This is a genomic window from Sphingomonas palmae (assembly GCF_900109565.1).
In the GTDB taxonomy this organism is placed as follows: Bacteria; Pseudomonadota; Alphaproteobacteria; order Sphingomonadales; family Sphingomonadaceae; genus Sphingomonas; species Sphingomonas palmae.
Genome location: NZ_FNZZ01000003.1, coordinates 1 through 20,785, shown reverse-complemented (window position 1 = coordinate 20,785; position 20,785 = coordinate 1). Strand labels below are relative to the sequence as shown.

17 protein-coding genes and 1 tRNA gene are annotated in these 20,785 nt (G+C 67.0%); 7 read left to right on the top strand and 11 right to left on the bottom strand.

The window, feature by feature from the left end:
• Positions 1-10: 10 nt before the first annotated feature.
• Both BMW51_RS07845 and BMW51_RS07840 read right to left on the bottom strand, forming a co-directional pair.
• Entirely contained in the window at positions 11-538 is a 528-nt protein-coding gene (locus BMW51_RS07845) for a DUF3617 domain-containing protein (RefSeq protein WP_177171595.1), read from the bottom strand.
• Positions 535-1,896, bottom strand: a complete 1,362-nt coding sequence (locus BMW51_RS07840) for an amidohydrolase (RefSeq protein WP_093005220.1) — start codon at positions 1,894-1,896, stop codon at positions 535-537. The genes BMW51_RS07845 and BMW51_RS07840 overlap by 4 nt, the downstream gene beginning before the upstream one ends.
• A gap of 104 nt (positions 1,897-2,000) precedes the next feature.
• On the opposite strand from BMW51_RS07840, the gene BMW51_RS07835 reads away from it, so the two are divergent.
• The gene (locus tag BMW51_RS07835) at positions 2,001-2,819 is read left to right on the top strand and encodes an arylamine N-acetyltransferase family protein (protein ID WP_093005218.1); all 819 of its coding nucleotides are present in this window, start codon (positions 2,001-2,003) and stop codon (positions 2,817-2,819) included.
• A 16-nt stretch (positions 2,820-2,835) separates the two neighbouring features.
• On the opposite strand, the gene BMW51_RS07830 is transcribed toward BMW51_RS07835, so the two are convergent.
• Positions 2,836-3,669 carry a ferredoxin--NADP reductase gene (locus BMW51_RS07830; protein WP_093005216.1) on the bottom strand — a complete coding sequence of 278 codons (834 nt, stop codon included), beginning with the start codon at positions 3,667-3,669 and terminating at the stop codon, positions 2,836-2,838.
• Between the two features lie 165 nt (positions 3,670-3,834).
• Between BMW51_RS07830 and uvrB the strand changes: the two genes are divergently transcribed.
• From uvrB to BMW51_RS07815, 3 genes are all read left to right on the top strand, one after another.
• Positions 3,835-6,024, top strand: a complete 2,190-nt coding sequence (gene uvrB / locus BMW51_RS07825; RefSeq protein ID WP_093005214.1) for an excinuclease ABC subunit UvrB — start codon at positions 3,835-3,837, stop codon at positions 6,022-6,024.
• Positions 6,025-6,035: 11 nt separating this feature from the next.
• On the top strand, positions 6,036-6,407 hold the full coding sequence (locus tag BMW51_RS07820; RefSeq protein WP_143051834.1) for a hypothetical protein: 372 nt from the start codon (positions 6,036-6,038) through the stop codon (positions 6,405-6,407).
• Between the two features lie 157 nt (positions 6,408-6,564).
• Complete coding sequence (locus BMW51_RS07815) at positions 6,565-7,314, top strand: energy transducer TonB (RefSeq protein WP_245708351.1); 750 nt, start codon at positions 6,565-6,567, stop codon at positions 7,312-7,314.
• A 133-nt stretch (positions 7,315-7,447) separates the two neighbouring features.
• On the opposite strand, the gene BMW51_RS16070 is transcribed toward BMW51_RS07815, so the two are convergent.
• From BMW51_RS16070 to BMW51_RS07805, 3 genes are read right to left on the bottom strand one after another with little or no spacing between them, the layout of a single operon-like run.
• A complete protein-coding gene (locus tag BMW51_RS16070) occupies positions 7,448-7,585 on the bottom strand; it encodes a hypothetical protein (protein WP_177171594.1) in 138 nt (45 codons plus the stop codon).
• 5 nt (positions 7,586-7,590) lie between these two features.
• Positions 7,591-8,049, bottom strand: a complete 459-nt coding sequence (locus BMW51_RS07810; protein WP_093005210.1) for a DUF3597 domain-containing protein — start codon at positions 8,047-8,049, stop codon at positions 7,591-7,593.
• Between the two features lie 20 nt (positions 8,050-8,069).
• Entirely contained in the window at positions 8,070-8,462 is a 393-nt protein-coding gene (locus BMW51_RS07805) for a PRC-barrel domain-containing protein (protein WP_093005208.1), read from the bottom strand.
• A gap of 111 nt (positions 8,463-8,573) precedes the next feature.
• Between BMW51_RS07805 and BMW51_RS07800 the strand changes: the two genes are divergently transcribed.
• A complete protein-coding gene (locus tag BMW51_RS07800; protein ID WP_093005206.1) occupies positions 8,574-9,125 on the top strand; it encodes a hypothetical protein in 552 nt (183 codons plus the stop codon).
• Positions 9,126-9,684: 559 nt separating this feature from the next.
• On the opposite strand, the gene BMW51_RS07795 is transcribed toward BMW51_RS07800, so the two are convergent.
• Both BMW51_RS07795 and BMW51_RS07790 read right to left on the bottom strand, forming a co-directional pair.
• Positions 9,685-10,242 carry a DUF1993 domain-containing protein gene (locus BMW51_RS07795; protein WP_093005204.1) on the bottom strand — a complete coding sequence of 186 codons (558 nt, stop codon included), beginning with the start codon at positions 10,240-10,242 and terminating at the stop codon, positions 9,685-9,687.
• A 116-nt stretch (positions 10,243-10,358) separates the two neighbouring features.
• Entirely contained in the window at positions 10,359-11,879 is a 1,521-nt protein-coding gene (locus BMW51_RS07790; RefSeq protein ID WP_093005202.1) for a fumarate hydratase, read from the bottom strand.
• Between the two features lie 141 nt (positions 11,880-12,020).
• On the opposite strand from BMW51_RS07790, the gene BMW51_RS07785 reads away from it, so the two are divergent.
• Positions 12,021-14,678, top strand: coding sequence for an EAL domain-containing protein (locus tag BMW51_RS07785; protein WP_093005200.1), 2,658 nt, complete (start codon positions 12,021-12,023; stop codon positions 14,676-14,678).
• A 468-nt stretch (positions 14,679-15,146) separates the two neighbouring features.
• Positions 15,147-17,093, top strand: a complete 1,947-nt coding sequence (locus tag BMW51_RS07780; RefSeq protein ID WP_093005198.1) for a ribonucleoside-diphosphate reductase subunit alpha — start codon at positions 15,147-15,149, stop codon at positions 17,091-17,093.
• An 88-nt stretch (positions 17,094-17,181) separates the two neighbouring features.
• On the opposite strand, the gene BMW51_RS07775 is transcribed toward BMW51_RS07780, so the two are convergent.
• The 3 genes from BMW51_RS07775 to BMW51_RS07765 all read right to left on the bottom strand — a co-directional run bounded on the left by BMW51_RS07775 (position 17,182) and on the right by BMW51_RS07765 (position 20,620).
• Positions 17,182-18,681 (bottom strand): MFS transporter, encoded by a 1,500-nt coding sequence (locus BMW51_RS07775; protein WP_093005196.1) that lies wholly within the window; start codon positions 18,679-18,681, stop codon positions 17,182-17,184.
• Positions 18,682-18,953: 272 nt separating this feature from the next.
• A complete protein-coding gene (locus BMW51_RS07770; protein WP_093005194.1) occupies positions 18,954-20,186 on the bottom strand; it encodes an NAD(P)/FAD-dependent oxidoreductase in 1,233 nt (410 codons plus the stop codon).
• 357 nt (positions 20,187-20,543) lie between these two features.
• Positions 20,544-20,620 (bottom strand) — tRNA-Met (locus BMW51_RS07765).
• Between the last annotated feature and the right edge of the window lie 165 nt (positions 20,621-20,785).

The following is a 20,785-nucleotide window of genomic DNA, read 5'->3' as shown; positions in this document are numbered from 1 at the left end:
CCGAGCGCGGTCACTCCTCCGCGCAGTCGCCCGTTCGCCGGGCGACGATCCGCGTCACCATGCCGCCCGCCTGCGCCGCGATCCCGCCTCGCCGCACGGTCGCGGTCAAGTCGACCGCGCTCGCCGAGTAGCGCCCCTTCTGGCTGACGGTCAGCGTCTCGCCGCTCGCATTGCGGCACGCCATCTCGGCGTCGAGCTGCTCGCCCTTGAGCGCGAAGCGGCGGAAGCGACAGTTCGCCCCCGCGGCGGTCGACAGGTCGCCGAACAGCGGCTTGCCCGCTTCCTCCTCGGTCAGGCACGCCTCGGTAGTCGCGGTGTCGCCCACCTGGTCGCGGATCGCAGCGGCGGCGGGCGTCTTGTCCGCGCCCGCGTCAAAACTGACGACGCGCGTGTCGGTACGCCACTGCCCCGCCTCAGGCTTCTCGAGGCTCGCCGTCGCGTCGGCTACTTCCGCGATCGACGCGTTGGTCAGGTCGATGTCCCCGCTGCACGCCGCCAGCGGCAGCGCGGCGGCGAGCAGGAACAGGCGCGGCTTCACGATCCGGTTCCCACACGCGCCGCGCCCGGCTTCGTCAGGTCGAGCACCGCCGCCGTCATCGCGATCGCGCCGGTGGTGATCGCGGCCTCGGGCGCGATGCGGAACTCGGGCGAGTGGTGCGATCCGATTCTCGGCCCACCGCGCGCCGCCGCGTCGATCTCCGCGCGCGTCGACCCGCCGACCGCGAAATAATAGCCTTTCACGCCCGTATCGGGTTGGACGTAATAGGCGAAATCCTCTGCGCCCATGCCATCCTGGTGAAATGCGGGCACGTTCTTCGCACCCAGCGCTTCGGCCATCACCGCGTTCAACCGCCGCGCGAGTACCGCATCGTTGATCGTCGTCGGCGTGCCTTCGCTGACGGTCACGATTGGCATCTTGTCCTTCGGCATGCCGTTCATCACGCCGATGCCGTAGGCGACGCGCTTGATGCCGGCGAGCAGCCGGGCGCGTTCCGCCTCGTTGTTCGCGCGCACCGTCACCTGCAGCTTCGCCGCGTCGGAGATGATGTTGTGCTTGAGGCCGGCGTGGAACGAGCCGACCGTTATGACGCCAGGGTCGAGCGGCGCGCGCTCGCGGCTGACCAGCCCCTGCAACGCGATGACGAGTTGCGACGCCATATAGACCGGGTCCTTGCCCTCGTTCGGGCTGGCGCCGTGCGCACCGATGCCGGGCACGTCGATGTTGACCGAGTCGGACGAGGAATATTGGATGCTCTCTGACGCCGAGACGGTCCCAGCCTCCATCCCCGCCGCGACGTGGAAAGCGAGTGCGTAATCGGGCTTGGGAAAGCGCGTGAACAGCCCGTCGGCGATCATCGCCTTCGCGCCCCCGACGCGCTCCTCGGCGGGCTGGACGACGAACACGATCGTGCCAGACCAGCGGTCACGCAGCGCCGCCAGCCGCCGCGCGGTCGCGACCATCGCGGTTATGTGCGTGTCGTGCCCGCAGGCATGCATCACCGGCGCCTCGACGCCGTCGACACCGACCTGCCGCGCGTGGCTGGCATTGGCGAGGCCCGATTTCTCCTCGACCGGCAGCCCGTCCATGTCGGCACGCAGCAGCACGACCGGGCCGGCACCGTTCTTGAGCACACCGACGACGCCGGTCTGCCCGATCTTCTCGGTTACCGTCATGCCCGGGATCGCGCGCAGCGCCGCCGCCATCTTCGCCGCGGTGCGCGTCTCACGGAACGACAGTTCGGGATTACGATGAAAGTCGTCCCACATCGCGCCCAAGTCGCGCTTGTAGTCGGCGCGCACCGCGGCGGCGTAATCGGGCTCGGCGAGCGCGGGTGCGGTTAGTGCAGGCAGGGCAGCAAGCGTGCCGGCCGCCGTCAGCAGGTGGATCAGGCGCATGACATTTCCCCCTCTTCTTGTTCGCGACCATAGCCGCACGCACCGGGATGCCTAGAGGGATCGCGAACCTTGCCCCCTCGCGCGCGATCGGTCACGGACGGTCCATGTTCGACCTCAATGCCTATCTCGCCCGCATCGACCTGCCCGCGCGTCCGACCAAAGACGCGGAAGGGCTGGCGCGGGTGCAGCGTGCGCACCGGCTCGCGATCCCGTTCGAGAACCTCGACGTGCGGCTCGGGCGCGAGATCGCGATCGATTCCGCGTCGGTGTTCGCGAAACTAGTGACCGCGCGGCGCGGCGGCTATTGCTTCGAGCACAATCGGTTGTTCCTAGACGCGCTGGCGGCGACTGGCTTCGCCGCGCGTCCGCTGCTCGCGCGCGTCTGGCTCGGCGCGACCGCGGTGCCGCCGCTCACCCACACGCTGTCCTTGGTGACCATTGCGGGCGAGCACTGGATCGCCGACCCCGGCTTCGGCGGCAGCTACGCGCCTGTGATGCGGCTGGCGGACGGTGAAACAGCGGAGGCGCCCGATGGCGCGCGCTTCATGCTCGCGCGCGACACGGAGCACGGTTGGGTCCTGTTGCGCGACGGCGACGCGGCGACCACCGACGGGCGCGGCGCTGGTCCGGGGTGGCAGCGTCAGTACAGCTTCACGCTGGGCGAGGTCCACGACAGCGACCTAGCGATGGGCAATTGGTGGTCATCGAGCGCGCCCGCCAGCCGCTTCACCAACGCGACGATCGTGTCGATCGTCCTGCCGCACGGCTTCGCGACGCTGACCGATCGCGATTATCGCCGCCGCGCCGCCAGCACCGACAGCGCCGCCGAGATCACCGACCCGCGCGTCTATCGCATGCGCTTGAGCATGATGTTCGGCATCGACCTGTCGGCCGAGGATGTGGCGGCGTTGGAGCTATTCTGACCTCGCCACGGCACGCTTAACCGACGAAGGCGCGCTCGATCACGTAGGTGCCCGGCGCAGCGTTCGATCCCTCGACGAAGCCCAGCGTCTCCAGCGTCTTCGCCGTATCGCGGATCATGTCCATCGACCCGCACATCATGATGCGGTCGGTTTCCGGGTTGAAGCATTTGTCGCCGGTGATCGGATCGCCGAACATCCGGCCATTCTCCATCAGCGCGTCGATGCGCCCCGTGGTGTGGAACGGCTCGCGCGTGACAGTCGGAATGTAGTGGAACTGGTGCGCCGCCTCGTCCGCCACCAGCGGATCGTCCGCCAGCCGCGCCGCCAGCTCGTCGTGATACGCCAGATCGCTGACCCGGCGGACCGAGTGGACCACGATCACCTGGTCGAACATCGTGTACACGTCGGGGTCGCGCGCCAGGCTCAGGAACGGCGCAAGGCCCGTGCCCGTCGACAGCATGAACAGCCGCTTGCCCGGCAGCAGCGCGTCGGTGACCAGCGTGCCCGTCGGCTTGCGGCCGAGATAGATTTCGTCGCCCGGCACGATCTGCTGCAGCCGACCCGTCAGCGGGCCGTTCTCGACCTTGATCGACAGGAACTCCAACTCCTCGGCATAATGCTGGCTCGCGACCGAATAGGCACGCATGACCGGCTTGCCCACGCTGCCGTCCGCGCCCTCTTCGCCCGGCAGCCCGATCATCACGAACTCGCCCGAACGAAAGCGCAGGCTCGTCGGCCGCTCGACCGCGAAGCTGAACAGATGCTCGTTCCAGTGGCGAACCCAGTTCACCTTGACGCTGGCGAACGCCTTGCTCTCGGGAATGGTCTTGGGTGCGCGGACGTCGGTCATGCCTGTTCTTCCTCGAACCGCGCCCGGACGGCACGGCCTTAAGCCTGTCACTCTGATTGCGAACGCTGCGCAATATGGGGCACCACGGGCGGGGTCAACCAAGCGCAGCTTGTCGCGCGCCAAGCTCCTTCACGCCGCGCCACCGAGCGCCCATATCGTGAACATATGTCGATCCAGATCCGCACCAGCCTGGCCGAACCCGAGACGGGCGACGATTTCGTCCCCCACCGCCCACAACGCCCGCCCAAGGTCGAGGGTGGCCGCCCGTTCAAGCTCGTCAGCGACTATCAGCCCTCGGGCGACCAGCCGACCGCGATCCGCGACCTGGTCGAGGCCGCGCGCGCAGGCGAGAAGGATCAGGTGCTGCTGGGCGTGACCGGCTCGGGCAAGACCTTCACGATGGCCAAGGTGATCGAGCAGATGCAGCGCCCCGCGCTGATCCTCGCGCCGAACAAGATCCTCGCGGCTCAGCTCTACGGCGAGTTCAAGTCGTTCTTTCCCGAGAATGCGGTCGAGTATTTCGTCAGCTACTACGATTACTATCAGCCCGAGGCGTACGTGCCGCGGTCGGACACCTACATCGAGAAGGAAAGCTCGGTGAACGAGGCGATCGACCGGATGCGCCACTCGGCTACCCGGTCGCTCTTGGAGCGTGACGACGTGCTGATCGTCGCCTCGGTGTCGTGCCTCTACGGTATCGGCTCGGTCGAAACCTATTCCGCGATGATCTTCGACCTGAAGAAGGGGCAGAGCGCCGACCAGCGCGAGATCATCCGCAAGCTCGTCGCGCTCCAATACAAGCGCAACGACGCCGCCTTCCAGCGCGGCAACTTCCGCGTGAAGGGCGACAATCTCGAGATCTTCCCCTCGCACTACGAGGACAGCGCGTGGCGCGTGTCGTTCTTCGGTGACGAGATTGAAGAGATCGTCGAGTTCGATCCGCTGACCGGCAAGAAATCGGCCAGCCTCAACTCGATCCGCATCTACGCCAATTCGCACTACGTGACCCCCGGCCCGACGATGAAGCAGGCCGCCGACGCGATCCGCCACGAACTGACCGAGCGGCTGAAGGAACTGGAGATCGAGGGCAAGCTGCTCGAACGCCAGCGGCTGGAGCAGCGCACCAACTTCGACCTCGAGATGATCGCGGCCACCGGCAGTTGCAACGGCATCGAGAATTACAGCCGCTTCCTGACCGGTCGCCTGCCGGGCGAGCCGCCGCCGACGCTGTTCGAATACCTGCCCGAGAATGCGCTGCTGTTCGTCGACGAGAGTCACCAGACGATTGGCCAGATCAACGGCATGTCGCGTGGTGACCACCGGCGCAAGATCACGCTCGCCGAATACGGCTTTCGCCTGCCCAGCGCGATCGACAATCGCCCGCTGCGCTTCAACGAATGGGACGCAATGCGCCCGCAGACCGTCTGCGTCTCCGCGACGCCCGGCACGTGGGAGATGGAGCAGTCGGCCGGTGTCTTCGCCGAGCAGGTGATCCGTCCCACCGGCCTGATCGATCCGCCGATCGAGATCAAGCCGGTCGAGGAGCAGGTGCAGGACCTGATCGTCGAGGCGCGCAAGACGACCGAACTCGGCTATCGCACGCTCGTCACCACGCTGACCAAGCGGATGGCGGAGGACCTGACCGAATATATGCACGAGGCGGGGATCAAGGTCCGCTACATGCACTCCGACGTCGAGACGCTGGAACGTATCGAGCTGATCCGCGACCTGCGGCTGGGCGTCTATGACGTGCTGATCGGCATCAACCTGTTGCGCGAAGGGTTGGACATCCCCGAGTGCGGGCTGGTCGCGATCCTGGATGCTGACAAGGAAGGCTTTCTGCGCTCCGAAACGTCACTCATCCAGACGATCGGTCGCGCGGCGCGCAACGTCGACGGGCGCGTGATCCTCTACGCCGACCGGATCACCGGCTCGATGGAGCGCGCGATGAACGAGACGCAGCGCCGCCGCGAGAAGCAGGAGGCGTACAATCTCGAACACGGCATCACGCCCACGACGATCCGCCGCAACATCGGCGACATCATCGCGCACGTCAGCCAGGGCGATCAGGTCACGATCGAGATCGACGAGGACCGCCCGCACATGGTCGGCCACAACCTGCGCGCCTATATAGAGGAGCTGGAGAAGAAGATGCGCAAGGCCGCGTCCGACCTCGAGTTCGAGGAAGCCGGGCGCCTGCGCGACGAGATCCGTCAGCTCGAGCAGGAGGAACTCGGCCTGCCCGTTCACGAGCAGAAGGCGCCGATCATGGGCCGCTCGAACGAGGGCAAGCCCGGCACGCGCAAGACTCGCTTCGGCAAGCAGCAGCAGATGCGGATGAACAAGCGCCGGTGACGCGCGACGACATGACCCGTGGACGGTTCCTCATCGCGGGCGGGGTGCTTGCAACGGCGTGCGGGATCGTGCTCGTCGCGACGACCGGCAACGGGGCGGATGCGGGGCTGCGGTTCGCGGTGACTACGCTGCCCACCGTATTGCCCTTCGTGCTTGGCACCGCGGCACCGCGTGGTCGGCGCATGCTGTGGTGGGTACTCGCCGCGCTCGTGATCGCCGGCTGGACAGGTGCGGTGATCGGCCTGCGCGCTGCGAACGGCGATCCGAACTTCGCGGGGCTGTACGGCTGGGCGGCGTGCGTGATCGCCAGCATCGGTGCGATCGGGGCAAGTGCCGTGGGTCTGGTCCGCAACCAATTTCGCGGACGATCCCGCCAGCAGTGACCTGACACGGTGATCGCGGCCGCCGGACGATCTGCTCCAACGGACCGCTCTTATCTGACTTGAACGCGCCAGATGGGTGTGCTCCTCGCGCCGTTCAGGCGATCTCGATCATCGCCAGCCACTCGCGGTTCAGCCACCGCTTCCTACATCGGCCGGCATGTACGCGCAGCCTCGACAGGAACGCCTCGGTGCCGCCGCCGCCGCGCTTGGGGTTACGGCAGCGCTCGGCTGGGCGCTGCTGAACGGCCTTGCCGGCGAGGCGATCCGGCAGCGTGTCGATGAAGGCTTACGCTTGTTCGACCTCGCGCCGCCCCCGCCTCCGCCGCGGCCAAAGACCGTGCCAAGACCAAAGGTCAGCAAGCGCGCGGAGGGTCGCGCCGCGCCGCCCAACATCCGTTCGAAAGCAACACAAGTCGTTGCGCCCAAACCGTTTGTCGTCATCCCTGTACCGCCACCCCCGATCGTCGTCGCGACCAAGGCGTTCCAGGGCAATCAGGCGACGCAGGGTGCGGCGCCGCGCGTCGGTCCGGGTACCGGTGCTGGCGGCATCGGCGACGGAACGGGCTCGGGCGGCTGGGGGGATGGCGACGGAGACGGCGGTGACGAGACGCCGCCGATCCAGCGCAAGGGCCGCATCACCGACGGCGACTTCCCCGCCGACATCCGCGACCTCGCTGAGACCGGGTTCGAAGGCACCGTTTCCGTCAAGTTTCTCGTGCAAACCAACGGTCGTGTCGGCGACTGCCGCATCACGCGGTCGAGCGGCTATCGCTCGCTCGACGACGCCACCTGCCGCCTGATCCAGCAACGCTTCCGCTACGAACCCTCTCGCGACGCCGACGGACGTCCAGTCCCGGCGTGGATATTGGAGAATCATACCTGGGCGGTCGAGGGCGACCGGCGCTGATCACGCGTGCGCCGGCGACTTAGTGCGCCACCAGCACCCCGGACACCACGTCAGGTAATCGGCGAACCGAGGTCACACGTAAGTTCGTGAACAGGAAGGCGGCCCCGCAGGCACCGCCTCCCTCACTTGCCGCTTACCGCGCGTCCTTGTCTGCCCGCGCCGGTTCGGCGTCGATCGTCTGCGGCGGGCGCGTGTTGCCCTTCTCCGGCGCATCCGGGTCTTCGAGCAGCTCCTCGGTCGCCTTCTGCACGTCGTTCTGCTTGTCCGACATCGGCTTCAATCCTTCATGCTGGCGGGCACGGTGCCGCCGTTCTTCTCCAGCTCGCGCATCACCGCCTTGTGGAGCCAGATGTTCATCTCGGCCGAGCCGTCCTTCGCCCCGCTGTAACCGAGCTCGGTCGCCAGCTCCTTGCGGTTGTCGAGGCTCGAATCGAGGTCGAGCAGCTTCATCAGGTCGACGATCGATGTGCGCCAGTTGAGGTTCGGGTTACCCTTTTGCGCGGCGATGCTGGTCAGCACCTGCTCGACATCGACCGGCTGCGCCGGGGTCGGCGCGGGCGTTGCAGGAGCCTGCGCCGGAGCCGACTGCGGCTGCTGCGTCGGCGCTGGGTGCGGCGCGCCGCCGGCGGGCGTCGGAGCAGGTGCGGGTGCCGCATCCTTCTTGCCGCCGAACTGCCCGCCGAGCGGACCATTGTGACCGAAGATCACGTCCTTGATCTTGCCGAAAATGCTCATCGTGACAGGTCCTTTCTCGTTCAACCGTTGGCGAGGTTCTCGGCCGGCACTTCGTAGTAGCGCGCAACGCTGTCGGCGTAGGACTGGTTGAACACCGGGGGGTTGTTCGCCCAGCTCGGCCCGCCTTCCAGCATGCGGCGGTCGATCGTGACGACGTACAGGTCGCGCACCGCGTCGAGTGACAGCAGCCCGAACGGCAGCGGGTAGAAGCTCTTCCCCATGCCCAGGAACCCGCCCAGGCTCAGCACCGCATGCGTCACCCGGCCCGATCCCTTGTGCACCATGAAGGCGTGCACAGCGCCGAGATGGTCGCCGTCGCGACTGTCGACCCGCATCGAGTAGGACAGCGTCGAGCGGACCAGCAGCTGGGTCGGCTCGCCAGAGGTCGTTGATGCGGCGTCGTGGTCGGACATGGGGGCTCCTGTGATGGCGCCTGGGGCGCGTGCGCCGGAACAACCGTCTGTCGCGGCGGCGGGTTCCAGCCGCGGTTGAGCCTCCGAGACGCATCCGGCATAGCAGGACGGATGATCGCACCGCGCCACCGCTTCCACTCGCCGCTCCGCCTTTCGCCCGTCGTCGCGCTGCTGTGGGTTGCCGCCTGCGTCGCGCCGCCGCGTGCGCCGACCCCCGTCGACGTGCCGCGTCCAACGCCGACCGCGACGATCGCGCTGCCCGCCCCCGCGCCGGTCGACTGGCAGGACTGGCCGCGAACGCCGGGCACGTGGAGCTACGGACGTGACGCGCGCGGCAGTCGCGCATTGTTCGGCACCGCGGGACGCGACGCGCTGGCGGTGCTGCGCTGCGACCTGGGCGAGCGGCGGCTGTTCCTGTCGCGCGCTGGTACGGCCGCGACGCCATTCACGATCCGCACGACCTCGGCGACCCGCAGCGTCGCGGCGCAGCCGACCGGCGGCACGCCGCCCTATGTCGCGACCGCCTTTGCGCCGAACGACCCGCTGCTCGACGCGATGGCGTTCAGTCGCGGGAGGTTCGTGATCGAACAGGCCGGCACGCCCGCGCTGGTGCTGCCGCCCTACGCCGAGATCGGCCGCGTAATCGAGGATTGCCGCAGCTGAGTGCGGTGTCGCGGCCACGCTGCGGCGGCGGATGTTCGGTCAGACCGCGCGACAATACAAGCCTTGTATATCGCCCGCGACAGGGACACATTGCAGGTGCGATCAACGCAGGTCGCACGTGTCTTCAACCAGCGAAAGGAGGTGATCCGATGTCTCATGGTTCAGCAGTGGGTTCGGTTCAGTTCGTTCGGGGGACGCGCGTCTAAGAGTGCATTGACGGACCGGAGGAGATTGCCTCCTCATTCAACGGTTCGCTGATGCCTTTTCAGAGGCGTTCATGGTCTCCCGGGCTGGAGCTCTCCGGCCGCTGACCATGTCTAGGGGCTGTCGGGTTCGTCGAAAGACGGTCCGGCAGCCTCTTCTCATTTTCGGGCCGGTGGATGCGCGCAGGACATCTGTGTCAGCCTCCGCGGAAGGTCACAAAAGTCATACCTAATGTGCGCGCGCCCGCGCGCAGGCGCGTGGGCGAATTATAGCGTTATCAAAGACGCATCCGGCGTAGCGTCAACGATCGCTGTAGGACATAGCCTGCGCTGGCGGCCCCGCCGACGCGCTCGCCTCATTCGGTCTGCGGCATGCGAAAGTACGGCAGCATGTGCGCGCAATAATCGGCTTTCCCCAGCTCGATGCCCTGCGCGCGCAGGATCGCGTAGGCGGTCACGACGTGGAAATAGAATTGCGGCAGCGCCCAGTCGCGCGCGTAGACGGTCGCGGTCACGTCCAGCACCATGCCGTTGGGCAGTTCGTGGGAGAGCGGTGCATCTTCCGACACCGTGAACCCCTCGGCGGCGGCCGCCTCCACCACCGACAGCGTTTCGTTGATCCGCGCCCGCGCGTCGGCGAGCGTCCCGGGCTGCTCACCTGCATTCCGGGCTTCTTCGAGCAGGACCTGGATGTCGGACGGAAATGCCCGCCCCTGCAGCCGGTAGACCGCCTCCTGCGCCTGCCGGCACGCGAAGCGTACCTGTGCGGCAAGCGGAAACATGTCGGGCGCAAGCCGTGCGCCCAGCAGCGCATCCACTTCATCGCCGCGCGCGGCCTCGGCCTTGTCGAGCCACTTGGCCATCGTGCCGAGCATCTGGGTGTAGGTCGGCAGCAGCAGGTCGGACAGGGTCATGCAGTCGCTCGCTAGGGGCAGTGGAACGGGAACGCACCCATCCGCTGCGCACCGTCGCTCGTCAAGCGGCCGCCGGGCGCGGCGATCGTGTCACCGCGACCGGCGCCGCGTGGGCGTCACGCCGGCTGTAGCAGCCCCTCGCGCGCGATCTTCTCGCGCCAGACCAGCGGGGCGAGCTGGTGGACGTTCTGCCCCTCGGCGTCGACCGCGACCGTGACGGGGAAGTCGCTGACCTCGAACTCGTAGATCGCTTCCATCCCCAGATCCTCGAACCCGACGACCTTCGATCCCTTGATCGCGCGCGCGACCAGGTAAGCCGCGCCGCCGACCGCCATCAGATACGCGCTCTTCGCCTCGCGGATCGCCTCAGTCGCCGCCGGCCCGCGCTCGGCCTTGCCGACCATCGCGAGCAGGCCCTGGTCGAGCATCATGCGCGTGAACTTGTCCATCCGCGTCGCGGTCGTCGGACCTGCAGGCCCCACCACCTCTTCGCCCACTGGGTCGACCGGCCCGACGTAGTAGATAACCCGGCCCTTGAAACTGACCGGCAGTTCCTCACCGCGCGCCAGCATGTCGGCGATGCGCTTGTGCGCGGCATCGCGCCCCGTGAGCATCTTGCCGTTCAAGAGCAGGCGGTCGCCGTGCTTCCACTGCGCGACCACCTCGGGCGTCAGCGTGTCAAGGTCGACGCGGATCGCCGCCGTGTCGGGCTTCCAGTCCACCTTAGGCCACTCGTCGAGCTTGGGCGCTTCCAGATACGCCGGGCCGCTGCCGTCGAGCGTGAAGTGCGCATGACGCGTCGCGGCGCAGTTCGGGATCATCGCAACGGGCTTGCCCGCGGCGTGGCACGGCGCGTCCTTGATCTTGACGTCGAGGATGGTCGACAGCCCGCCCAACCCCTGCGCCCCGATGCCGAGCGCGTTGACCTTATCGAAGATCTCGATCCGCAGGGCCTCCAGGTCGTTGCGCGGCCCGCGGGCCTTGAGCGGCCCCATGTCGATCGGCTCCATCAGCGCCTGCTTAGCCAGCAGCACGCAATGTTCAGCGGTGCCGCCGATGCCGATCCCCAGCATGCCCGGCGGACACCAGCCCGCTCCCATCTGCGGCAGCATCTCGACCACCCAATCGACGATCGAGTCGGACGGGTTCATCATCTTGAACTTGGACTTGTTCTCGCTGCCGCCGCCCTTCGCCGCGACATCGACCGACACCGTGTTGCCCGGCACCATGTCGACGTGGAGCACGCAGGGCGTGTTGTCGCGCGTGTTGCGGCGGGTGAACGCCGGGTCGGCGAGCACCGAGGCGCGCAGCTTGTTCTCCGGGTGCAGATAGGCGCGGCGCACGCCCTCGTCGACCACGTCCTGCAATGAGCGCGACGTGTTGTCGAGCCGGCAGTCCATGCCCCATTTAACGAACACGTTGACGATGCCCGTGTCCTGGCAGATCGGGCGATGCCCTTCCGCGCACATGCGGCTGTTGGTCAGGATCTGCGCGATCGCGTCCTTCGCCGCCGGGCTCGCCTCGGCCTCATACGCGTCGCCCAGCGCGCGGATGTAATCCATCGGGTGATAGTAACTGATGAACTGGAGCGCATCGGCCACGCTCTCGATCAAATCGGCTTCGCGGATCGTCGTCATGGCCGATGCCTGTAGGACGCGATAGCGACCCTCGCAACCGTGTGGCACCGCGGTGCAATCCCGGAATATTCGACTGGTTATCGCCGCGTTAAGCATGCGCGCTAAGCTTCGACAAAGCCGGGTCAGGCTATCTGACCCTTCATGGGAAGAGTACATCGGCCAGAGAGCGAAGCGGCAGCGATCACGCCGGACCCCGATGTCCCGCGCCCTGCGATCCTGACGAGCCTCGGCCTGAGCGCCAGCGACGAGGAGCGCGTCGGTGATTACCGCGATGCCGCCCTCACCCATGTCGCGGACCTGTGGCCCGTCGCGGGCGTCGCGATGCTCGCCGCACCATTGGCGCTGATCGTCGCCGCGCTCGTGTCGGGCGCGCACGGTCTTGCCGCAACGATGGCGCTCGTCGGCTTTCCAGCGGTGATTGCGGCCCTCGGCGTGTTCGTGCTGCTCCGCTTCGTCGTCGCGCAGCAGCTTGCCCCGCACCAGCGCACGCTGCTGCTCGCCGCGGTCGTCGCGACCGGTGCGCTGTCGCTGTTCGCGCTGTCCGCGGTCGCGGGTGCGTTCACCGATCCCGGGTTCCGCGTTGCTGCGAGCGTTGCGCTATTCGGGACCATCATCGTCACCGCGGTGGTGATCCAGCCGGTCGCCGCCGCCACGATCGCCTTCGCCGCCGCACTGGCGTTCGCGACCCTCGTCCAGCACGGCCTGTCCTGGGCAAGCGGCATCGCGGTGATCCTCGCCGCGCTGCTGACCTACGGCGTCATCGGGCGCAGCCGCGCCGGCCTCGCCGAACTCGCCGAGCAGGAGGAGGCCGCGGGTGCCGAGCTGCTCGCCAGCCGGCTGGTCACCGAGTTCGAGAGCCACGGCTCGGGCTGGTTCTGGCAGACCGATCGCGGCGGGCGGCTGACCTATCTGAGCGACAAGGTCGCGCGCGAGGTCGCAGGCTTCGGGATCAAGGCCAAGGGCGAGGCGCTGACCCGCGTCTTCCGCGTCGACACCGCGCTCGCCGAAACCGAGCGGACACTGACATTCCACCTGTCGAGTCGCACGTCATTCTCCGATTATTCGGTCCGCCCCGCGCCCGAGGAAGCGCCGGAGCGCTGGTGGTCGATCTCGGGGCGTCCGCTGCTCGACCAGTTCGGCCGCTTCCAGGGCTTCATCGGCTCGGGCTCCGACCTAACCGAGAAGCGCCGCGCCGAGGCGGAGATCACGCGTCTGGCGCTGTTCGACAGCCTGACCGGCCTTGCCAACCGGCAGCGCATGCGCCTGTCGCTCGAGCAGATGCTGTCGCCGCAGCAGCGCACGCAGGGGTCGAATACGCTGTTCCTGCTCGACCTCGACCGGTTCAAGGCGGTCAACGATACGCTCGGCCACCAGGTCGGCGACGAATTGCTCAAGCAGGTCGCCGGGCGCTTGCAGAAGACGGTCGGCGATGCCGGCATGGTCGGACGTCTGGGCGGCGACGAGTTCAAGGTGATCGTGCCCCGCGAGGGCAATCGCGAGCGGCTGGCGACGCTGGCCGACGCGATCATCGCTGCGCTTTCGCGGCCTTATTACATCGACGGCGCGACGATCTCGATCGGCTGCTCGATCGGCATCGCAATCGCGCCCGAGCACGGCGACGATCCCGAGGCGCTGGTCCGCAACGCCGATCTGGCGCTCTACGCCGCCAAGGGCGACGGCCGCGGCGTCCACCGTTTCTACCGCGACGAACTGCTGGAGGGCGCGCAATATCGCCGCCAGCTGGAGGACGACCTGCGGCAGGCGTTGAAGCAGAACCAGCTCCATCTCGCCTATCAGGCTGTGGTATCGACCAAGGACGAACGCATCGTCGGCTACGAGGCGCTGCTGCGCTGGAGTCACCCGACGCGTGGCTTCGTCAGCCCGGCGGAGTTCATTCCCGTGGCCGAGGAATGCGGGATGATCGAGGCGATCGGCGAGTGGGTGATGCGCACCGCCTGTTCGGAAGCGGCGACCTGGCCCGACCACGTCCGCGTCGCGGTCAACGTGTCGCCGATCCAGTTCGCCAACCCGGCGCTCCCCAGCCTTGTCACCAGCGCGCTCGCGACCTCGGGCCTGCCGCCGCGTCGGTTGGAGCTGGAGATCACCGAAGGCGTGTTCCTGAACGAGGATGCCTCGTCCGAGCGGATGTTCGCGGCGTTGAAGCGGATCGGCGTCCGGCTGGCGCTCGACGATTTCGGCACCGGCTATTCCTCGCTCGGCTATCTGAAAAAGGCGCCGTTCGACAAGATCAAGATCGACCAGAGCTTCGTGCGCGGCGCGATCAACGAGAGCAATCGCAACGCCGCGATCATCAAGGCGATCGTGACGCTCGCCGATACGCTGGGGATGGAGACGACCGCGGAGGGTGTCGAGCAGCAGGACGAGATCGCGCTGATCCGCGAGCTGGGATGCAGCCACATCCAGGGCTACGTCTACGGCAAGCCCGCCCCATCGGCCGCGGTGCACGACCAGCTCGCGCAGCCGGACGGTAAGGCAATCGCGGTCGGGTTCAAGACCAGCCGCGCGCAGCGTCATAAGGTGTTGCGTGCCGCGCGCGCGACGATGGCGGGCGAAACCGCAGAGGTGCGCATCCGCGACGTGTCGACCGGCGGCGTGCTGATCGACGGCGTCGACCTGCCGCCCGAATCGATCGGGTATGAAATGACGATCGAACTGATCGACGGACAATTCGTGCCCGCCACGATCCGCTGGATCGATGACGGCCGCGCGGGGCTACAATTCGCCTATCCGCTCGACATCGACCAGTTGATCCAGTCGACGCAGCGCCGCGCAGCGTAAGGTCGCGCGGACGCTCGCCGCAATTCGGCTTACGCCGCTTCACGCGCTAGTTTAGGTGCGGCGACCGCACGCGCGGACCCGCCCCAATCGGCTAGCGAACTAGCCAGCTGGAGCGTGCGGAGCGTGTAAAAATATTTTCGTTGGCCCCCTTTTCGCTTGTCATCGCCGAACCCCGCGGAAATCCACGCGTCGCGTTCGGTTGAGGCTGCAAGACCCACATTTACACCGATGAACCAGCGCCTCGTCCGCGCATTACCCCCTTGCCCGCCGCGACGGTTTGGCACAATTTGTTGGGGTTCTTACAGGCAAGACGCGCTACCGCTGGTAGGATGACGCCGCACCATCAGGAGCGGCACGGAGTGGTTCGCAATGATGCGGGGCCTTCGTCACCGGCCAGCGGAGCGCGCTTATCAGATCATCGGGGAGCGATCCCCGGCACGCGAAACACGAGATTGAAGGAGCGCCAGGATGAACTTCGGGGATGCCGGCAGCGAGTCGATGATGGACCTGATGGAGCGCGTGGTGAAGCCGGGCGCCGATGCGCCCAAGCCGGCGTCTGAGCGCGGCGCGCCGGGCATGTCGGCCGCGTCCGAGCGTGCGCCGACCAAGAAGGCCGCCGCGCGCGACTTCAAGTTGAAGACCGATGCGTCGCGCGACGCGTTGCTGACCGACTTCGGCAAGGAAACGCTCAACGATCGCTACCTGCTGCCGGGTGAGAGCTACCAGGACCTGTTCGCCCGCGTCGCCGCCGCTTATGCCGACGACGAGGCGCACGCGCAGCGCATCTACGATTACATTTCGCAGCTGTGGTTCATGCCCGCGACGCCGGTGCTGTCGAACGGCGGCACCGGTCGCGGCCTGCCGATCAGCTGCTATCTGAACTCGGTACCCGACAGCCTGAACGGCATCGTCGACACGTGGAACGAGAACGTCTGGCTCGCCAGCCGCGGCGGCGGCATCGGCACCTATTGGGGTAACGTGCGCGGCATCGGCGAGCCGGTCGGGCTGAACGGCAAGACGAGCGGCATCATCCCGTTCGTCCGCGTGATGGACTCGCTCACGCTCGCGATCAGCCAGGGCTCGCTGCGGCGCGGGTCGGCCGCCTGCTACCTCGACGTCTCGCATCCCGAGATCGAGGAGTTCCTCGAAATTCGCAAACCCTCGGGCGACTTCAACCGCAAGGCGCTGAACCTCCACCACGGCGTGCTGATCCCCGATGCCTTCATGGAAGCCGTGCGCGACGGCGCCGAGTGGGAGTTGAAGAGCCCCAAGGATGGCGCGGTCCGCGGCAAGGTCGACGCCCGCGCGCTGTTCCAGAAGCTGGTCGAAACCCGGCTCGCGACCGGTGAGCCGTACATCGTGTTCGCCGACCACGTGAACTCGAACATGCCCAAGCATCACCGCGAGCTGGGGCTCAAGGTGTCGACCTCGAACCTGTGCAGCGAGATCACGCTGCCGACAGGACGCGACCACCTCGGCAACGATCGCACCGCGGTGTGCTGCCTGTCGTCATTGAACCTCGAGACGTGGGATCAGTGGAAGGACGACAAGACCTTCATCGAGGACGTGATGCGCTTCCTCGACAACGTTCTGCAGGACTATATCGACCGCCACGAGCCGGGCATGGAGCGTGCCGCCTATTCCGCCGCGCGCGAGCGGTCGGTGGGTCTGGGCGTCATGGGCTTCCACTCGTTCCTGCAGGCGCGCGGCCTCCCGTTCGAGGGCGCGATGGCGAAGTCGTGGAACCTCAAGATCTTCCGCCACATCCACACGCAGGTCAGCCAGGCATCGATGCAGCTGGCGGTCGAGCGCGGGCCCTGCCCTGACGCCGCCGACGTCGGCGTGATGGAGCGGTTCAGCTGCAAGATGGCGATCGCGCCGACCGCGTCGATCTCGATCATCTGCGGCGGCACCAGCGCGTGCATCGAGCCGATCCCGGCGAACATCTACACGCACAAGACGCTGTCGGGCAGCTTCTCGGTCAAGAACTCGTATCTGAAGAAGCTGCTGGCCGAAAAGTCGAAGGATTCCGAGGCCGTGTGGAGCTCGATCCTCGAGCACGGCGGGTCGGTCCAGCACCTCGACTTCCTGGGGCAGGACGAGAAGGACTGCTACAAGACCAGCTTCGAGATCGATCAGCGCTGGCTGCTCGAACTCGCCGGCGACCGCACGCCGTACATCGACCAGGCGCAGTCGCTGAACCTGTTCATTCCGGCCGATGTCGAGAAGTGGGACCTGCTGATGCTCCACTTCCGCGCGTGGGAGTTGGGCATTAAGTCGCTCTACTATCTGCGTTCCAAGTCGGTGCAGCGCGCGGGCTTCGCGGGCGGCGTCGAGAACGACAACACGATCGAGAAGCCTAAGTACGAGTTCGGCGAGACGACTGACTATGACGAGTGCCTCGCCTGTCAGTAAGCGCGCCGCTCTTTTGAGCAGTCTAAGTGAAGAACCCCGGTGCGCGAGCGCCGGGGTTTTCCATGTCACGGAAACCAAGCGGACCGGGTCACCCGGCCTGCCGGTGCCCGCTCATGTCCGCGCCCGCATCCTCGGCAAAGCGGCGGTTCCATACCAGTGCGGCGAACGAGATGCCCGCCACGGTTAGGAAGGCGGCGGAGAAGGTGCCGAGCGTCGGCACGCCCTTCCCGCCGATCGCCGTGCCAAGTTCGAGGATCGTCGCCGCGGTGCAGATGCCGAGCGACAATGTCAGCTGCTGGAAGGTCGCGTAGAAGCTTGTCGCCGCGCTCATCCGCGTCGCATCCACATCTGCATAAGCGATCGCATTGTAGCCGGTGAACTGGAATGAAGTGAAGAAGCCTGACAGCCCCAGCACCGCAACGATCACCGCTACCGGCCAGTCGGGGCGAAAAAAAGCGCAGATCGCGTAACCCAGACTGCTCGCGATCCCCGACACGATCAGGCTGTCGCGAAAGCCCCAGCGCCGGAGCACGCGCGGCGCGAGCGCCTTCATCGCCAGCGCGCCGATCGCCCCCGCCATCGTGATCAGCCCCGTCTTCGCCGCCGACAGGCCGAAGCCGAGCTGAAACATCAGCGGCAGCAGGAACGGCTGCGCGCCCTGCGTGATCCGCGTCAGCGAGCCTGCGATCACCGACAGGCAGAACGTCGGCACGCGCATCAGCGTCGGGTCGAGGATCGGGTCGGCGACGCGCTTGGCGTGGCGAACGTAGCCTGCCCCAAGCAACACGCCCGCCGCCAGCAGCGCGATCGCGACCCTGCCCGTTCCCGGCCGGCTCGACAGCTCGAACCCGAACAGCAGGCAGCCGAGTGCCACGCCCGACAGCACGAAGCCCAGCCGGTCGAACCGCACGCGCGAGTCGCCGCGCACGTCGGGCACCAGCAGCCAGGCGCCAATCACGCCGGCCACCCCGATCGGCAGATTGAGGTAGAAGATCCAGCGCCAGTCGAGCGTGGTGACGATCAACCCGCCGAGCGGCGGGCCCAGGATCGGTCCCGCGAGTGCGGGCATGACCAGCCACGACAGCGCCTGCACCATGTCCTCCTTGGCGACGCTGCGAAGCAGCACCAGCCGCCCGACCGGCACCATCATCGCGCCGCCGATCCCCTGCACGAACCGTGCGGCGACCAGCATCGCGAGGCTGTCCGCTTGCGCGCAGGCGATCGAACCGAGCAGGAACACGCCAATCGCGCCGCAGAAGATCGTGCGCGAACCGAACCGGTCGGCGAGCGTCCCGCTCGCCGGAATGAACAGCGCCAGCGCCAGCAGGTAGCTGGTGAGCGCCAAGCTGAGGCTGGTGGCAGGCGTGCCGAGATCGCGCGCCATCGTCGGCAGCGCCACCGTCAGCACCGTGCCGTCGAGCTGCTGCATGAAGAGAGCGGAGGCGACGACCAGCGCGGTGACGCGGTACCCGCGCGCCGGCTCCTGCGCGCTCGCCGGTGACTGCGCGGAGGACGCGGCTAGCGTGGCTGGTGGCGCGGTGATCGCCTCGACACCGGGTGCCAAGCCATCGCCCACGTCCGCGCTCATCGACGCCAGATTACGCCGTCGCCATCGCATACACCGTCTACCTATTCGATTTCGTGCGCCCGGCCGGACGCGGGCACGTTCAAGCGAAACACCTCTCGTCGCGGATCGATGCCGGGGGCGCCGACAAACAAGATGAGTCTGTGCACCCGATCACTCGCGCAGCACTATCGTCATCGGCGTCGGCGGTCGCAACTTCGAGGACCCGCATACGCTGGTGGCGTTCATCAGCCCAAGTTCCTTCACGATCGACTCGCGCCTGATCGCCACAGGCCTTACGTCGCGGTGGACAACAGCTCCTTCAGCGGTGTCGCAGCATCGATCAGCTGCGCGGGATCGCATACCGCACGCGCCTCGACCAGCTTGCGGCCCTGCACGTAATCCTTGGTCGCGTTGACGCAGTCTAGCGCGACGACGCGCCCTTGCCGCTGGTAGATGACCGAGAAGCTGCGCGTCACCGGATCGCCGCGCACCAGCGCTGCGTCGTGGCCGATCGAAAGACCCACGGTCTGCAGTTTCAGGTCGTACTGGTTCGACCAGAACCACGGTACTGCGTGATACGCGGCGGGCGTGCCGATGATCGTACGCGCGGCGACGGTGGCCTGATCGTTCGCGTTCTGCACCGACTCCAGCCGGATCGCGGCTCCATCGGCGAACTCATTGGCGTGCAGCGCGCAATCGCCGATCGCGAAGATGTCGGGCAGGCTGGTGCAGCACTGCGCATCGACCATCACGCCGTTGCCCCCCGCCGCGCCCGCTGCCAGCAGCGGCGCGACCGCGGGCACGATGCCGATCCCGACGATCACCATCTGCGCGGGGATCACCTCGCCATCCGCCAGCCGTACCCCGGCCACGCCCGCGTCGCCCAGGATGCAGTCGACGCCGGTACCCAGTCGCACGTCGACGCCGTGCGCGCGGTGCTCCTGCTCGAAAAAGCGCGACAGCGCTGGTCCGGCGACCCGCGCCAGCACGCGGTCCAGCGCCTCGACCAGAACGACGCGCTTGCCTTGCTTGGTGAGCGCGGCCGCTGCCTCCAGCCCGATATAGCCTCCGCCGATCACCACCGCCTGCTCAACCTGCGGCAGTTCGCGAATCATCAGGTCGACGTCGGCGCGGGTGCGGACAGTGTGAACCCCGACCAGGTCATGGCCGGCGCAGCTCAGCCGGCGCGGACTGCCGCCCGTCGCCCAGATCAGGTGCCGATAGCCGTAGCTGACGCCGTCCGCATCGGTGACCCGGTGCGCGGCCGCGTCGACGTTCACGATCTCGCGGCCGGACAGCATGGTGATGTCGCGCTCGGCCCAGAACGCCGCCGGGCGAATCAGCATCCGCTCAAATGCCTTGTCGCCCGCCAGATATTCCTTCGACAGCGGCGGCCGCTCGTACGGCAGCTCTGCTTCTGCCCCGATCACCGCGAGACTGGCCGAAAACCCTAACTGCCTTAACGCGATGGCAGCTTGAGCTCCACCGTGCCCACCACCCACGACAATGACATCGAACGCGTCCATTCAACCTCCCGCGTCCGCGAAACAGACCTGTTACCGGCGGGTAAAACCGTCAACGACGTGAGTCGAGGTGATGCACCAAAAGGCTGACTACAACGGCCCGACGCCTCCAAACCTCTCCAAGCCAATCTCAAGCATGTTCTGACATGGACGGCCTCGCCTAATGACAGACACCTCTTGAACGAGATTATCATTTGCGGATGAAATATGTAGCTGGCAACTGGTACGCGCGTGGCGGCAAGCGGCGCCCCATTCAGCTATCCGGTAACCGGTACCGGATGCTAGCGTTCGCGGAGGGAGCGTGTACGCGAGACGCACGAAAGCCCCGGACCGGGTGGTCTGAGGCTTTCGTGGTATTGTTGGTTGCGGGGGCTGGATTTGAACCAGCGACCTTCAGGTTATGAGCCTGACGAGCTACCGGGCTGCTCCACCCCGCGTCGGCTGGATGTTGGTCCAGCGGGATATGGCCTGCGTGTTGGCAGGGGGTAACATTGTGATGGGTTCTTTGTGTGTGTTTCACCGGCGTCAATGCCTGGCGGCGACCTACTCTTCCATCGCTTGAGCGATAGTACCATTGGCGCAGAAGGGTTTCACGGCCGAGT